General features: G+C 73.0%; 14 protein-coding genes. 11 read left to right on the top strand and 3 right to left on the bottom strand.

Going from position 1 to position 14066, the window contains the following annotated elements; genetic code table 11:
• The 4 genes from B085_RS0131765 to B085_RS0131750 all read left to right on the top strand — a co-directional run.
• Positions 1–501, top strand: a 501-nt coding sequence (locus B085_RS0131765) for a flavodoxin-dependent (E)-4-hydroxy-3-methylbut-2-enyl-diphosphate synthase (RefSeq protein ID WP_018562649.1), incomplete at its 5' end; no start/stop codon positions are given.
• A gap of 132 nt (positions 502–633) precedes the next feature.
• Positions 634–1479: a GNAT family N-acetyltransferase gene (locus B085_RS0131760; protein WP_018562648.1), complete on the top strand. Its 846-nt coding sequence runs from the start codon at positions 634–636 to the stop codon at positions 1477–1479.
• Between the two features lie 14 nt (positions 1480–1493).
• Positions 1494–2027: a GNAT family N-acetyltransferase gene (locus B085_RS0131755; protein WP_018562647.1), complete on the top strand. Its 534-nt coding sequence runs from the start codon at positions 1494–1496 to the stop codon at positions 2025–2027.
• Positions 2028–2098: 71 nt separating this feature from the next.
• Positions 2099–3787, top strand: coding sequence for a proline--tRNA ligase (locus tag B085_RS0131750; RefSeq protein ID WP_018562646.1), 1689 nt, complete (start codon positions 2099–2101; stop codon positions 3785–3787).
• A 1037-nt stretch (positions 3788–4824) separates the two neighbouring features.
• Here the strand turns inward: B085_RS0131750 and B085_RS0131745 are convergent.
• From B085_RS0131745 to B085_RS0131735, 3 genes are read right to left on the bottom strand one after another with little or no spacing between them, the layout of a single operon-like run.
• Positions 4825–5760: an aminoglycoside phosphotransferase family protein gene (locus B085_RS0131745; protein ID WP_018562645.1), complete on the bottom strand. Its 936-nt coding sequence runs from the start codon at positions 5758–5760 to the stop codon at positions 4825–4827.
• Positions 5761–5783: 23 nt separating this feature from the next.
• On the bottom strand, positions 5784–6230 hold the full coding sequence (locus B085_RS0131740) for a ferritin-like domain-containing protein (RefSeq protein WP_018562644.1): 447 nt from the start codon (positions 6228–6230) through the stop codon (positions 5784–5786).
• Between the two features lie 8 nt (positions 6231–6238).
• Positions 6239–6787 (bottom strand): hypothetical protein, encoded by a 549-nt coding sequence (locus B085_RS0131735; protein ID WP_234018709.1) that lies wholly within the window; start codon positions 6785–6787, stop codon positions 6239–6241.
• Between the two features lie 148 nt (positions 6788–6935).
• Between B085_RS0131735 and rimP the strand changes: the two genes are divergently transcribed.
• From rimP to truB, 7 genes are all read left to right on the top strand, one after another.
• On the top strand, positions 6936–7460 hold the full coding sequence (rimP, locus tag B085_RS0131730) for a ribosome maturation factor RimP (protein WP_018562642.1): 525 nt from the start codon (positions 6936–6938) through the stop codon (positions 7458–7460).
• A 2-nt stretch (positions 7461–7462) separates the two neighbouring features.
• Positions 7463–8449 carry a transcription termination factor NusA gene (gene nusA, locus B085_RS0131725; protein ID WP_018562641.1) on the top strand — a complete coding sequence of 329 codons (987 nt, stop codon included), beginning with the start codon at positions 7463–7465 and terminating at the stop codon, positions 8447–8449.
• A gap of 78 nt (positions 8450–8527) precedes the next feature.
• On the top strand, positions 8528–8809 hold the full coding sequence (locus tag B085_RS47620; RefSeq protein ID WP_078620163.1) for a YlxR family protein: 282 nt from the start codon (positions 8528–8530) through the stop codon (positions 8807–8809).
• 154 nt (positions 8810–8963) lie between these two features.
• Positions 8964–12086 carry a translation initiation factor IF-2 gene (gene infB / locus B085_RS47615; protein ID WP_078620162.1) on the top strand — a complete coding sequence of 1041 codons (3123 nt, stop codon included), beginning with the start codon at positions 8964–8966 and terminating at the stop codon, positions 12084–12086.
• 144 nt (positions 12087–12230) lie between these two features.
• Positions 12231–12524, top strand: coding sequence for a DUF503 domain-containing protein (locus B085_RS0131715; RefSeq protein WP_018562639.1), 294 nt, complete (start codon positions 12231–12233; stop codon positions 12522–12524).
• A 42-nt stretch (positions 12525–12566) separates the two neighbouring features.
• Positions 12567–13031 carry a 30S ribosome-binding factor RbfA gene (gene rbfA, locus B085_RS0131710; RefSeq protein ID WP_018562638.1) on the top strand — a complete coding sequence of 155 codons (465 nt, stop codon included), beginning with the start codon at positions 12567–12569 and terminating at the stop codon, positions 13029–13031.
• Positions 13028–13909 (top strand): tRNA pseudouridine(55) synthase TruB, encoded by an 882-nt coding sequence (gene truB / locus B085_RS0131705; protein WP_018562637.1) that lies wholly within the window; start codon positions 13028–13030, stop codon positions 13907–13909. The genes rbfA and truB overlap by 4 nt, the downstream gene beginning before the upstream one ends.
• Positions 13910–14066 lie beyond the last annotated feature (157 nt).

Here is a 14066-nt window from a genome sequence, read left to right as displayed (position 1 = left end):
GAGGCGGGTCCGGCGTTCCAGGGGACGATCAAGTCGGCGGTGGCGTTCGGTGCGCTGCTGAGCGAGGGGATCGGTGACACGATCCGGGTGTCGCTGTCGGCGCCTCCGGCCGAGGAGGTCAAGGTCGGCATCCAGATCCTGGAGTCGCTGAACCTGCGGCAGCGCCGGCTGGAGATCGTGTCNTGCCCGTCGTGCGGGCGGGCGCAGGTGGATGTGTACAAGCTGGCGGACCAGGTGACGGCGGGCCTGGAGGGCATGGAGGTTCCGCTGCGGGTCGCGGTGATGGGCTGTGTCGTCAACGGTCCCGGTGAGGCGCGCGAGGCGGACCTGGGGGTGGCCTCGGGCAACGGCAAGGGGCAGATCTTCGTCAAGGGCGAGGTCATCAAGACCGTGCCGGAGTCGAAGATCGTGGAGACCCTNATCGAGGAGGCCATGAAGCTCGCCGAGCAGATGGAGGCCGACGGCGTCACCTCCGGCGAGCCCTCCGTCTCCGTGAGCTGACCCGCACGCCCTCCCCGTGTCCCGGACCCCCGCGGTCCGGGATACGGGCGGGCCCGGGCGGAACACGCGTTCGCGAGGTAAGGTTCGGGGACTTCCCCCGACCGCTGCGGCCCGTACGGTGAGGCGCCCCACGTGTTGACGACCACGACGACCAAGGTCATGGAGCCCGGCGAACTCGAAGCCGCCCTCGCGGTGCTCGACCGCGACCCGGTGGCCAACGCGTTCGTGGCGTCCCGGGTCGCCGTCGCCGGACTCGACCCCTGGCGCCTCGGCGGCGAGATGTGGGGCTGGTACTCCGGAGGCCGCCTCGAGGCACTCTGCTACGCCGGAGCCAACCTCGTCCCGATCTGCGCCGGTCCCGAGGCCGTCCGCGCCTTCGCCGAGCGGGCACTGCGCGCCGGACGCCGCTGCTCCTCCATCGTCGGCCCCTCCGCCGCCACCTCCGCACTGTGGTCGCTGCTCGAACCGAGCTGGGGCCCGGCCCGCGAGGTCCGCGCCCACCAGCCGCTGATGGTCACCCGCGCGCTGCCCGCCGCGGTCGAACCCGACCCCCGCGTACGGCGGGTCCGGCGCGACGAGATGGACGTGATCATGCCGGCCTGCGTCGCCATGTTCACCGAGGAGGTCGGCGTCTCCCCGCTCGCCGGCGACGGCGGGCTGATCTACCAGGCGCGCGTCGCCGAACTCGTCGGCGCGGGCCGCTCGTTCGCCCGTATCGAGGACGGCAAGGTCGTCTTCAAGGCGGAGATCGGCGCCGTCACCCGCCACGCCTGCCAGATCCAGGGCGTCTGGGTCGCCCCCGAGTACCGCGGCCGCCGGCTGTCCGAGACCGGCATGGCCGCGGTCCTGCACTACGCGCTGCGCGACGTGGCCCCCGTGGCCAGCCTCTACGTCAACGACTTCAACGCACCGGCGCGGGCGGCCTACCGCCGGGTCGGCTTCACCGAGGTCGGCGCCTTCATGAGTGTCCTGTTCTAGTAATGTCGCCGCCCATGGAGGACGTGGCGATCGAGCCGATCGACCTGGCGGCACGGGTGGACGAGGCACTGGCCGTCCAGGCGGTCGCGTTCGGACTGGGCGCGGAGGAGGTCGCCATCCGGCGGCAGATCGTGCTGCGGCACCTCTGCTTCCCCGGCGTCCGCGCGCTCGGCGCCCTCACCCCCGACGGACGGCTCACCGGCTTCGTGTACGGCATGCCCAACAGCCGCACCCACTGGTGGTCCACGGTCGTCGAGCCCTATCTGCGGCGCACCGGAACCGACGAGTGGCTCGACGACTCCTTCACCATCACCGAGCTGCACGTCCACCCCGACTTCCAGGGCCGCGGCATCGGCCGCGCCCTCATCACCACCATCACCGACGGCGCGGACGAGCCCCGCAGCATCCTGTCCGCCATCGACACCGAGAGCCGGGCCCGGCGGCTCTACCGCGCCCTCGGCTACACCGACCTGGCCCGCCCCGTGCACTTCCCCAGCGCGGCCAGCCCCTACGCGGTCATGGGCGCCCCTCTCCCGCTCGTGCGGTAAACGCGTTTCCGGCAGCGCCCCACGGCTCGATATCCTCGGCGGAACGGTACGAAACCCCCTGGAGAGCCCCCATGGTCCTGCGCATGTCCCGGCTGATGCTCAAGACGCTGCGCGACGACCCGGCCGATGCCGAGACCGCGAGCCACAAGCTGCTGGTCCGGGCCGGATACGTCCGCCGCTCATCGGCGGGGGTGTGGACCTGGCTGCCGCTCGGCAAGCGCGTGCTGGAGAACGTCGCCCGCGTCGTCCGCGAGGAGATGGACGCCATCGGCGGCCAGGAGGTCCTGCTGCCCGCGCTGCTCCCGAGGGAGAACTACGAGGTCACCGGGCGCGCCGGCGAGTACGGCGACCTGCTCTTCCAGCTCCGCGACCGCAAGGGCGCGGACTATGTGCTCGGGCCCACGCACGAGGAGATCTTCACCCAGGTGGTGAAGGACCAGTGCACGTCCTACAAGGACCTGCCGGTGATCCTCTACCAGATCCAGACCAAGTACCGCGACGAGGCCCGGCCCCGGTCCGGAGTGCTGCGCGGCCGCGAGTTCCAGATGAAGGACTCGTACTCCTTCGACACCACCGACGAGGGCCTCGCCGAGGCCTACCGGCTGCACCGCGAGGCCTACATCAAGATCTTCTCGCGGCTCGGCTTCGACTACCGCATCGTCTCCGCCGTCTCCGGCGCGATGGGCGGCTCGGCCTCCGAGGAGTTCCTCGCCCCCGCCGCGGCCGGCGAGGACACCTTCGTGGACTGCCCCGCGTGCGACTACGCGGCCAACACCGAGGCCGTCACCACCGTGGTGCCCCCGGTCGAGGGCGCCGACCACCCGCCGCTGGAGGAGGTCGACACCCCCGACACCCCCACCATCGAGACCCTCGCGGCCCACCTCGGCGTGCCGGCCTCGGCCACGCTGAAGAACCTGCTCGTCAAGGTCGACGGCGAGATCGTCGCCGTCGGCGTCCCCGGCGACCGCGAGGTCGACCTCGGCAAGCTTGCCGAGCACCTCGCGCCCGCCGAGGTCGAACTCGTCACCGCCGAGGACTTCACCGGCCGCCCCGACCTCGTCCGCGGCTACGTCGGACCGCAGGGCCTCACCGGCGTCCGCTACCTCGCCGACCCGCGCGTCGCCCCCGGCACGGCCTGGGTCACCGGCGCCAACAAGCCCGACACGCACGCCCGCAACGTCGTCTGCGGCCGCGACTTCGAGGTCGACGAGTACCTCGACGTCGTCACCGTCGAGCCCGGCGACCCCTGCCCGCGCTGTGGCGCCGGCCTGAAGCTGGACCGGGCCATCGAGATCGGCCACATCTTCCAGCTGGGCCGCAAGTACGCCGATGCCTTCGGGCTCGACGTCCTCGGCCAGAACGGCAAGCCGGCCCGGGTCACCATGGGCTCCTACGGCATCGGCGTCTCCCGCGCCGTCGCCGCGCTCGCCGAGCAGACCGCCGACGGGCAGGGCCTGTGCTGGCCGCGCGAGGTCGCCCCGGCCGACGTCCACGTGGTGGCGGCCGGCAAGGCGCTGCAGACGGAGCTGGCCCTCGAGGTCGCGGAGAAGCTGCACGCCGCCGGGGTCCGGGTCATCGTCGACGACCGTGCGGGCGTCTCGCCGGGCGTGAAGTTCACCGACGCGGAGCTGCTCGGGGTGCCGACGATTCTTGTCGTGGGGCGGGGGGCGGCGGACGGGGTCGTCGAGGTCAAGGACCGCCGGTCCGGGGAGCGGGAGGAGCTTTCGGTGGGGGACGCGGTTTCCCGCCTTTCCGCGTAGCGGGTGCGGGTGGGTTGTGGTTGCGGCCGGTTGTCGTGTGCGTGTTGTTCGCGCCTGCGGCGGGCTGTCCCCCGCCCTCCCGCCCTCCCCCAGCCTTCGGCCGGGGGTGCCCCCAACTCCCCCGCCCCTCCGTATCGTTCGGCGACCAACGGCCGGTGGGGGTGATAGCGGCCCACCTCTCCCCACACCGCAGGAAACTGCCCCCAGCAGGAGGCCCCCCAGCACGGAGACCGAGCGAAGGTGCGCGCACCGGTGGCCGGGGAGTGGCATACCTCTGCCCTCCGGTGAGCGGCCGAGCCGGCACTGGCATCGGCCCGAGTTCCTAGAAAGCCCCTCTGGCTCGCGGAGGGCCTGACGGCCGGTGGGGGGTTCAGATGGACGTGTGCGGCGAGCACGGACCGCCTTTTGACCCCCCTCCGGCCGTCAGCCGCCTGACGATACGGAGGGGGCGGGGGAGGTGGGGGTCCCCCCGGCCGAAGGCTGGGGGAGGGTGGGAGGGCGGGGGACAGCCCGCCGCAGGCGCAAACAAACCGCACACGACAACCGGGCAGCCCGGGGCACGGACCGCAGGCGCAAACAACCCCGCACACGGCAACCGGCCGCCGGGGGAACCCGCCCGCAGGCGCGAGCGACCCGCACACGACTACCGGCCGCCGGGGGAACCCAACCGCAGGGGCAACGTACCCGCACATGACGCCCGGGCAGCCCGGGGAACCCGCCCGCAGGGGCGAGCGACCCGCACACGACTACCGGCCGCCGGGGAACCCAACCGCAGGGGCAACGTACCCGCACATGACGCCCGGGCAGCCCGGGGCACCCGGACCGCAGGCGCGAGCGACCCGCACACGACTACCGGGCAGCCCGGCGCAGCCGCCCGCAGGCGCAAACAACCCCGCACACGGCAACCGGCCGCTGGGGAACCCAACCGCAGGGGCAACGCACCGGCACACGACAACCGGGCGGCCCGGCGCAGCCGCCCGGAGCCACGACGGTGCCGCACACGACGACCGGGCCGCACGACGACACCCCGGTCGGAACTACAGCCAGCTCGCGAACTCCAGGTGCAGCTCCCCCGATTCGCGGTCTCCGACCGCCAACGCCCACACGCCCGCCTCGACCGCACGGAACAGCGCCCACCCGCGGACCCGGTCCCGGTCGACGTCGAGGGAGTCGGAGAGCTTGGCGACCCTGCGCCGGGCCGCGGACTGGGACCCGGGCGTGGCGACCAGCGTCTCGAGGCGGTCGCGGACGAGCCACGCCAGGTCGTACGCGGGCTCGCCCGCGACCGGCTTGGGGTCGATGGCCAGCCACGGCACCCGGTCCGCGGCGAGCACGTTGCCGTGGTGGTAGTCGCCGTGCAGCAGTACGGCCTCGCCCGGGGCGGCCGCGCAGAGTTCGTCGCGGACCGCGAGGGCCTCGTCGACCAGGGCGCGGGCCTCCTCCGGGACGTACGGCTGCCCGCGCCGCTCCCGCAGTGCCGCCGCCAGGCGTGCCGTGTGCTCGGCGACCGGCGTGAACGGGTGCCCCTCACCCGGGGGGACCCAGAGCCGCCGCAAGGTGGCGCACGCCTCCAGCATCGCCTTCTGCTCGGGCAGCGAGCGCAGCGACACGTCGCTGTGCAGGCGCTCCAACAGGAGCGCCCCCGCGGCGGGTTCGGCCCGCAGCAGGCGGACCGCGCCGCGGCCGTCCCAGTGGGCGAGCGCGGCGTGCTCGTGCCGGGTCTCGTCCGTGACGAGGCCGACCTTGAGGGTCGCGGGGGTGTCGTCGGCCTGCCGTACGAGGACGACCATGCTGATCTGGCCGCCGGGGGAGAGCACCCGCTCGGGCCGCAGTTCCCAGCGCGCGAGGAGGTCCGCGACGCGCCGGGGGAGGCCGGCGAGCCAGGCGCGGCCCGCCTCGCCCTCCCAGGCGCTGACCGTGCGGACCAGCCGCTCGGGCGGTTCCAGGTGCTGGGGCTGTGGTGCCGAGACCATGCGTGGGTACGTCCCTCCTGGTGCTAAACCTTCTCCGCGGCTGTCCGCGCGCGTTCGGCCAGCCCCGGGAAGGCTACGCTCCCCCCGCGCCAGCGCACGGCACGGACCGCCGCCTCGCGCAGCGCGTCGGCCGCCTCGCGGCGCAGATCGGCGTCGGCGGCACGCACGAGGTCCGCGTAGACCCCGGCGACCCGGTCCTCCAGTTCCGCGGCGAGCCGCACCGCCGCCGGACCGTCCGGCACCTCGAACGGCAGGGCGTACGCGGGCTCTGCGGCGACGGGTTCGCCGCCGAGGTCGCCGACGGTGCGGCGCAGCGTGTCGCGGCGGGCGCGGTGCGCGTCGTACGCCTGCTGGGCCTGCCCGCCCAGTTCGCCGCCGACGCGGGCGCCGACGATGCCGTAGCCGTACACCGCCGCGTGCTCGGCGGAGAGTGCGGCCTGGACGGCCTTGAGCAGCGCTTGCTGTGCCATGGGTCGGGTCAGTGCTCCTTGAGCAGCAGGACGTGCCCGGCGCCGCAGGCGGCCACCGAGGCGAGCAGGCGGGCGAGTTCGGGCGGCGCGTCCAGGAGCGCGGCGGCCCGGGCGTCGCAGAGCGCGCGCTCGGCCGCCGCCAGCGCGGACAGCGCGTCCCCGGCCCGCGCCGGGACGGAGGGCGGGGCCGACGGCGACGGGGAGAGCGACGGCGAAGGCGCGGCGGACGGCGACGCCGCCCGCCCGTTCGAGGCGAACGCCTCGGCGTGACCGGCCACTTCGGCCCGCAGCGGCCGCAGCCGCGCACCCAGGTCCGGGTGCGCCGCGAGTGTGGCGTCGTACCGCGCGAGCAGTGCCGCGCTGTCCCGGGCGGCCCGCCTGCGCAGCGCCACGCTCGCGTCGGCGGACGGCGAGCCCTTCGCGGAGGTCCCCTGCGGCCGTGTCCCGTCGGAGCATCCGCCGAGCAGTCCGGCCGCGGCCGGCAGGACGAGGACGGCGCGGACCGCGCGCCGGCGGGGAATGTTGCTGAGCGGCACAGTGCCCCTTCCCGTGATCACCTGACGTGAGGGTACCCGCGCGGCGCCCGACGGCCGTGACGGCGCCCTCCGCGGCGCCGAATCGTCGATACGGGACCTGAACCGATAGGCTTTGGCCCGACACGCGACCTTCCATCACAACAGCACACGCGGCCGAGGAGTCACCCGGATGAGCACCACCCAGAGCGAGAGGCTGCGCGCGCTGCTCGAGCCGCTCGTCGTGAAGACGGGGCTCGAACTGGAAGAGGTCAAGGTGACGGCCGCGGGCAGCCGCCGGCAGCTCCAGGTGATCGTGGACTCCGACGAGGGTGTCCCGCTGGACACGATCGCCGAGCTGAGCCGGGAGATCTCGCAGGTGCTCGACGACGCCGACGCCATGGGCGGGGCGGCGTACCTGCTGGAGGTCTCCTCGCCGGGTCTGGACCGCCCGCTCACCGAGCCGCGCCACTTCCGGCGCAACAAGGGCCGGCTGGTCAAGCTGACGACGTCCGGCGGCGAGCAGTTGGTCGCGCGGATCCTCGCGGTCGACGAGGAAGGGCTCGACCTGGAGGTCCCGGGTGTCAAGGGACGCAAGCCCAAGCCCGCCCGTGTCGCCTTCGGCGAGATCGCCAAGGCACGGGTGGAGATCGAATTCAGTCGCAAGGACCCGGCCGGTGCCGATACTGACGGCGACGAGAGCACTGAGGAGGCGTAGCCGTGGACATCGACATGAGTGCCCTGCGGGGTCTGGTCCGGGAGAAGGAGATCTCCTTCGACCTGCTGGTCGAGGCGATCGAGTCGGCGCTCCTCATCGCGTACCACCGCGAGCCGGGCAGCCGCCGCAACGCGCGTGTGCAGCTTGACCGTACGAACGGTCATGTCACCGTGTGGGCCAAGGAGGACCCGTCGGAGACCCCCGAGGGCTCCGAGGCCCGGGAGTTCGACGACACGCCCAGCGGCTTCGGGCGGATCGCCGCGACCACGGCCAAGCAGGTCATCCTGCAGCGGCTGCGGGACGCGGAGGAGGAGATCACCTTCGGCGAGTACGCCGGCCGCGAGGGCGACATCGTCACCGGTGTGGTCCAGCAGGGCAAGGACCCCAAGAACGTGCTGGTGGACATCGGCAGGCTCGAGGCGATCCTGCCGGTGCAGGAGCAGGTGCCGGGCGAGGACTACAAGCACGGCACGCGCCTGCGCTCGTACGTCGTCCGGGTGGCCAAGGGTGTGCGCGGTCCGTCGGTGACGCTCTCGCGCACCCACCCCAACCTGGTGAAGAAGCTCTTCGCGCTGGAGGTCCCGGAGATCGCGGACGGTTCCGTCGAGATCTCCGCCATCGCCCGCGAGGCCGGCCACCGCACGAAGATCGCCGTCCGTTCCGGCCGCTCGGGCCTGAACGCCAAGGGCGCCTGCATCGGCCCGATGGGCGCCCGGGTGCGCGCCGTGATGGCCGAGCTGAACGGCGAGAAGATCGACATCGTCGACTGGTCGGACGACCCGGCGGAGATGGTCGCCAACGCCCTGTCACCCGCTCGGGTGAGCAAGGTGGAGATCGTCGACATGGGCGCCCGCTCCGCGCGGGTGACCGTGCCGGACTACCAGCTGTCGCTGGCGATCGGCAAGGAAGGGCAGAACGCCCGCCTGGCCGCACGGCTCACGGGCTGGCGGATCGACATCCGGCCCGACACCGAGCAGGTGGAGCAGTAGCACCCGCGGGTGACCGAGGAACAACCGTGCGTCGAATAACCCGGAGGGGTGAGGTCGGCGCGGGGAGGTAGACTAAGGATGTCTGGCCGGACGCATGGCCCAGCACGCCCGGAGCGCACGTGCATCGGGTGCAGGGAGCGAGCGGCCAAGCGCGATCTGCTGCGTGTGGCGGTGGTCGGGGAGTCATATGTCCCCGATCTTCGCGGTACGCTGCCCGGTCGGGGTGCCTATGTGCACCCCGACACCGTCTGTCTCGACCTGGCGGTCCGCCGCCGGGCGTTCCCACGGGCCTTCCGGGCCAGGGAAACGCTGGACACCGCGGATCTTCGCGGTTACGTCGAGCAGGCACACCGTGAGTAGGCAGGAAGACCGTACGGGCGACCGTGCGGTCAGTACCCCGCGAGTTGGAAGTAGGTCGAGATTGCGATGAGCACTCGATGAGCACGCGATGAGTACGCCCATGAAGTAGCGACGGTCCGGCGGACGACCACCCCGGACCTCATGAAGGAGCGAAGTGGCTAAGGTCCGGGTATACGAACTCGCCAAGGAGTTCGGAGTTGAGAGCAAGGTCGTCATGGCCAAGCTCCAAGAACTTGGTGAATTCGTCCGTTCGGCGTCCTCGACGATCGAGGCGCCGGTTGTTCGCAAGCTGACTGACGCACTGCAGGGTTCCGGCGGCGGTTCCGCCTCGAAGCCCTCGGCTGCCAGGCCCGCGGCGCCGCGCAAGGCTGCGCCCGCAAAGCCGTCCACCCCCACTCCGGGTGCGTCGGCCCGTCCCGCTGCCCCGGCCCCGAAGCCGGCCGCGGGACCTGCCCCCATTGCCAAGCCCGCCGGTGGCGCGCCCACGCCGGGCCCGCGCCCGACCCCGGGTCCCAAGCCGGCCCCGGCCAAGCCCGCGCCGGTCACCCCGGTGCCGCAGGCGGAGTTCTCCGCCCCGCCGGCCCCCGCCCCGGCCCCGGAGCGTCCGGCTCAGGAGCGTCCGGCCCAGGCCGAGCGTCCCGCCCAGGAGCGTCCCGCCGCCGGCCGTCCCGGCGCCCCGGGCCCGCGTCCCGGCGCCCGTCCGGCCGGTCCCGGCCAGCGCGACGGCGGCCGTGGCCAGGGTGGCCCCGGTGCCCCGCGCCCCGGCGGCGAGCGTGCGCCCCGTCCGGGTGGTGACCGCGCGGCCCGTCCGGCCGGTCCCCGTCCGGGCAACAACCCCTTCACCTCCGGTTCCACCGGCATGCCGCGCCCGCAGGCGCCGCGTCCCGCCGGCGGTCCCGGTCAGTCCGGTCCGCGCCCCGGTGGCGCTCCGGGCGCGGCCGGTCCGCGTCCCGGCGGCGCTCCCCGCCCCGGCGGCGGCGCTCCCGGCGGTCCGCGTCCGACCCCGGGCGGCATGCCCCGTCCGCAGGGCGGCGGCCCCCGTCCGAACCCCGGCATGATGCCGCAGCGTCCCGCTGCCGGCGGTGCCCCGGGTCGTCCGGGCGGTCCCGGTCGTCCCGGCGGCGGCCCCGGCGCGCGTCCCGGCGGCGGCGCGGGCCGTCCCGGCGGCGGTGGCTTCGCCGGTCGTCCCGGCGGCGGTGGCGGTGCAGGCCGTCCCGGTGGCGGCGGCGGCTTCGGCGGCCCGCGTCCCGGTGGCGGCGCCGGCGGCGGTGGCGGCGGTGGCTTCGCCGGTCGTCCCGGTGGCGGCGGCTTCGGCGGTCGTCCCGGTGGTCCGGGTGGCCGCGGTGGAACACAGGGTGCCTTCGGCCGTGGCCCCGGTGGCCGTCCGGCCCGTGGCCGCAAGTCGAAGCGCGCGAAGCGCCAGGAGTACGAGGCCATGCAGGCCCCGTCCGTGGGCGGCGTGCTGCTGCCCCGCGGCAACGGCGACACCGTGCGCCTCTCCCGTGGTGCCTCGCTGACCGACTTCGCCGAGAAGATCGGCGCCAACCCGGCGTCGCTCGTCCAGGTGATGCTCAACCTCGGCGAGATGGTCACCGCGACCCAGTCCGTCTCCGACGACACGCTGCAGCTGCTCGCCGACGAGATGAACTACACCCTCCAGATCGTCAGCCCGGAGGAGGAGGACCGCGAGCTGCTCGAGTCCTTCGACATCGAGTTCGGCGAGAACGAGGGCGGCGAGGAAGCGCTCGTCGCGCGTCCGCCGGTCGTGACCGTCATGGGTCACGTCGACCACGGCAAGACCCGCCTCCTCGACGCGATCCGCAAGACCAACGTGGTCGCGGGCGAGGCCGGCGGCATCACCCAGCACATCGGTGCCTACCAGGTGGCCACCGAGGTCAACGGCGAGCACCGGGCCATCACCTTCATCGACACCCCCGGTCACGAGGCGTTCACCGCCATGCGTGCCCGTGGTGCCAAGTCCACCGACATCGCGATCCTCGTGGTGGCGGCGAACGACGGCGTCATGCCCCAGACGATCGAGGCGCTGAACCACGCCAAGGCGGCCGACGTGCCGATCGTGGTCGCGGTCAACAAGATCGACGTCGAGGGCGCCGACCCGACGAAGGTGCGCGGTCAGCTGACCGAGTTCGGCCTGGTGGCCGAGGAGTACGGCGGCGAGACGATGTTCGTCGACATCTCCGCCAAGCAGGGCCTGAACATCGACAGCCTCCTGGAGGCCGTGGTCCTGACCGCGGACGCCGCGCTCGACCTGCGCGCCAACCCGGAGCAGGACGCCCAGGGCATCGCGATCGAGGCCCACCTCGACCGCGGCCGCGGCGCCGTGGCGACCGTCCTGGTCCAGCGCGGCACCCTGCGGGTCGGCGACACCATGGTGGTCGGCGACGCGTACGGCCGTGTCCGGGCGATGCTCGACGACACCGGCAACACCGTCGACGAGGCGGGCCCCTCGACCCCGGTCCTGGTGCTCGGTCTGACGAACGTGCCGGGTGCCGGCGACAACTTCCTGGTGGTCGACGAGGACCGTACGGCCCGGCAGATCGCCGAGAAGCGTGCCGCCCGCGAGCGGAACGCGGCCTTCGCCAAGTCCCGCCGCCGGGTCAGCCTGGAGGACCTGGACAAGGTGCTCAAGGCCGGCGAGGTCCAGCAGCTCAACCTCATCATCAAGGGCGACGCGTCCGGTTCGGTCGAGGCCCTGGAGTCCTCGCTGCTCCAGCTCGACGTCGGCGAGGACGTGGACCTGCGCATCCTCCACCGGGGTGTCGGTGCGGTCACCGAGACCGACGTCACCCTGGCGGCGGGCTCCGACGCGATCATCATCGGCTTCAACGTGCGGGCCGAGGGCCGCGCCACGTCGCTGGCCGAGCGTGAGGGCGTCGACGTCCGCTACTACTCGGTGATCTACCAGGTCATCGACGAGATCGAGGCCGCGCTCAAGGGCATGCTCAAGCCCGAGTACGAGGAGGTGGAGCTCGGCACCGCCGAGATCCGCGAGGTCTTCCGCTCCTCCAAGCTCGGCAACATCGCCGGTGTGCTCATCCGCTCCGGCGAGGTCAAGCGCAACACCAAGGCGCGCCTGCTGCGCGACGGCAAGGTCGTCGCGGAGAACCTCAACATCGAGGGTCTGCGGCGCTTCAAGGACGACGTCACCGAGATTCGTGAAGGTTTCGAGGGCGGTATCAACCTCGGCAACTACAACGACATCAAGATCGACGATGTCATCGCGACCTACGAGATGCGCGAGAAGCCTCGCGTCTGATCGGGGTACACCTGACCGGGGCCGGTTGGCGGAGCGTAAATTCCGTCGATCGGCCCCGGCCGTTGCCTTTACTGTGGTGATTGCTGTTCACGGTGTTCGCACCGTTCACGACGAGGCCCCACAGGTCGGCTTGACCTGATGCCCATGTATGTAGGGACGCTGTCCTTCGACCTGCTTCTCGGCGACGTCCGCTCGCTGAAGGAGAAGCGGTCCGTCATCCGGCCGATCGTGGCCGAGCTCCACCGCAAGTTCGCGGTGAGCGTCGCCGAGGTCGACCACCACGACCTCTACCGCAGAGCCGAGATCGGCGTGGCGGTCGTGTCCGGGGACCCCGGGCACATCAAGGACGTCCTCGGACGCTGCGAGCGCTGGATGGCCTCGCGTCCCGAGGTGGACCTGCTGTCGGCGCGACAGCGGGTGCACGGGGACGACGACTGACACTCACGTACCGAAGCGTGATGAGAAGAGAGAAGAGCACGCATGACCGACACCGCGCGGGCGCGCAAGCTGGCGGACCGCATCCGGGTCGTGGTCGCGGAGACGCTCCAGAGGCGGATCAAGGACCCGCGGCTGGGCTATGTGACGATCACGGACACCCGGGTCACCGGTGACCTGCGGGAGGCGACCGTCTTCTACACGGTCTTCGGCGACGACGAGGAGCGGGCCGCCTCGGCGGCGGCGCTGGAGAGCGCCAAGGGCGTCCTCCGCTCGGAGGTCGGACGGCAGACCGGCGTGCGCTTCACGCCCACCCTGACGTTCGTCGCCGACGCGGTCCCGGAGAACGCGCGCACGATCGAGGACCTGCTCGCGAAGGCCCGCGAGGCCGACGAGGAGGTCCGCAAGACCGCCACGGACGCCTCCTACGCCGGCGAAGCCGACCCCTACCGCAAGCCGGCGGAGGACGAGGACGACGCCGACGACGAGGCGGAGGACGGCGCCCGATGAAGGACGGGCTTGTCATCGTCGACAAGCCGGGCGGGATGACCTCGCACGACGTCGTGGCCCGGCTGCGCAGGCTGGCCGGGACACGGCGCGTGGGGCACGCCGGCACGCTCGACCCCATGGCCACCGGCGTCCTCGTCATCGGCGTCGAGAAGGCCACCCGGCTGCTCGGGCACCTCGCGCTCACGCGCAAGGAGTACGAGGCGACCATCCGGCTCGGCCAGAGCACGATCACCGACGACGCGGAGGGCGAGGTCACGGCCTCGGTCCCCGCGGGCGCAGTCACCCGCGAGGCCATCGACGCGGGCATCGTGCCGCTGACCGGGGACATCATGCAGGTGCCGTCGAAGGTGAGCGCGATCAAGGTCAACGGGGTCCGGTCGTACGCCCGCGTGCGCGGCGGCGAGGACTTCGAGCTTCCGGCGCGGCCGGTGACGGTCTCGGCGTTCGCGGTACGGGACGTCCGGCACGTGCGGCACGACGGCGGTGACGTGGTCGACGTCGACGTCACCGTCGAGTGCTCCTCCGGCACGTACATCCGGGCCCTCGCCCGCGACCTGGGCGCCGGCCTCGGCGTCGGCGGCCACCTCACCGCGCTGCGGCGCACCCGTGTCGGGCCCTACGGGGCCGATATCGCCCGCACGCTGGAGCAGCTCACGGAGGCGTTCGCGGTGCTGCCCATCGCGGAGGCCGCGGCGGCGGCGTTCCCCCGGTGGGACGTGGACGACCGCCAGGCGCGACTGCTGGGCAACGGGGTGCGGCTGGACGCGCCGCCGTCGCTGGGGGCGGTGCCCACGGCGGTGTTCGGGCCGGAGGGGGAGTTCTTGGCGCTGGTGGAAGGGCGGGAGGGGCAGGCGAGGATTCTCGCCAACCTCGGCTGAGGGGCGGTGCGGGTGGGTTGTGGTTGCGGCGCGTTGTTGTGTGCGGGTTGTTTGCGCCTGCGGCGGGGGACAGCCCGCCGCAGGCGCAAACAACCCGCACACAACAACCGGGCAGCCCGGCGCAGCCGCCCACAGGCGCAGACGACCCGCACACAAC

The organism is Streptomyces sp. BoleA5 (assembly GCF_000373665.1).
Taxonomy (GTDB): Bacteria; Actinomycetota; Actinomycetes; order Streptomycetales; family Streptomycetaceae; genus Actinacidiphila.
The sequence above is the reverse complement of the archived record's forward strand: the minus strand, read 5'-3'. Positions and strand labels throughout refer to the sequence as shown.

What these genes read in the sequence shown, in the direction of transcription:
- B085_RS0131715 (WP_018562639.1), top strand. Translation starts at nt 12,231, where the DNA reads ATGTATGTAGGGACGCTGTCCTTCGACCTGCTTCTCGGCGACGTCCGC.
- B085_RS0131755 (WP_018562647.1), top strand. Translation starts at nt 1,494, where the DNA reads ATGGAGGACGTGGCGATCGAGCCGATCGACCTGGCGGCACGGGTGGAC.
- B085_RS47620 (WP_078620163.1), top strand. Translation starts at nt 8,528, where the DNA reads ATGTCTGGCCGGACGCATGGCCCAGCACGCCCGGAGCGCACGTGCATC.
- truB (WP_018562637.1), top strand. Translation starts at nt 13,028, where the DNA reads ATGAAGGACGGGCTTGTCATCGTCGACAAGCCGGGCGGGATGACCTCG.
- B085_RS0131750 (WP_018562646.1), top strand. Translation starts at nt 2,099, where the DNA reads ATGGTCCTGCGCATGTCCCGGCTGATGCTCAAGACGCTGCGCGACGAC.
- rbfA (WP_018562638.1), top strand. Translation starts at nt 12,567, where the DNA reads ATGACCGACACCGCGCGGGCGCGCAAGCTGGCGGACCGCATCCGGGTC.
- rimP (WP_018562642.1), top strand. Translation starts at nt 6,936, where the DNA reads ATGAGCACCACCCAGAGCGAGAGGCTGCGCGCGCTGCTCGAGCCGCTC.
- B085_RS0131745 (WP_018562645.1), bottom strand. Translation starts at nt 5,760, where the DNA reads ATGGTCTCGGCACCACAGCCCCAGCACCTGGAACCGCCCGAGCGGCTG.
- B085_RS0131740 (WP_018562644.1), bottom strand. Translation starts at nt 6,230, where the DNA reads ATGGCACAGCAAGCGCTGCTCAAGGCCGTCCAGGCCGCACTCTCCGCC.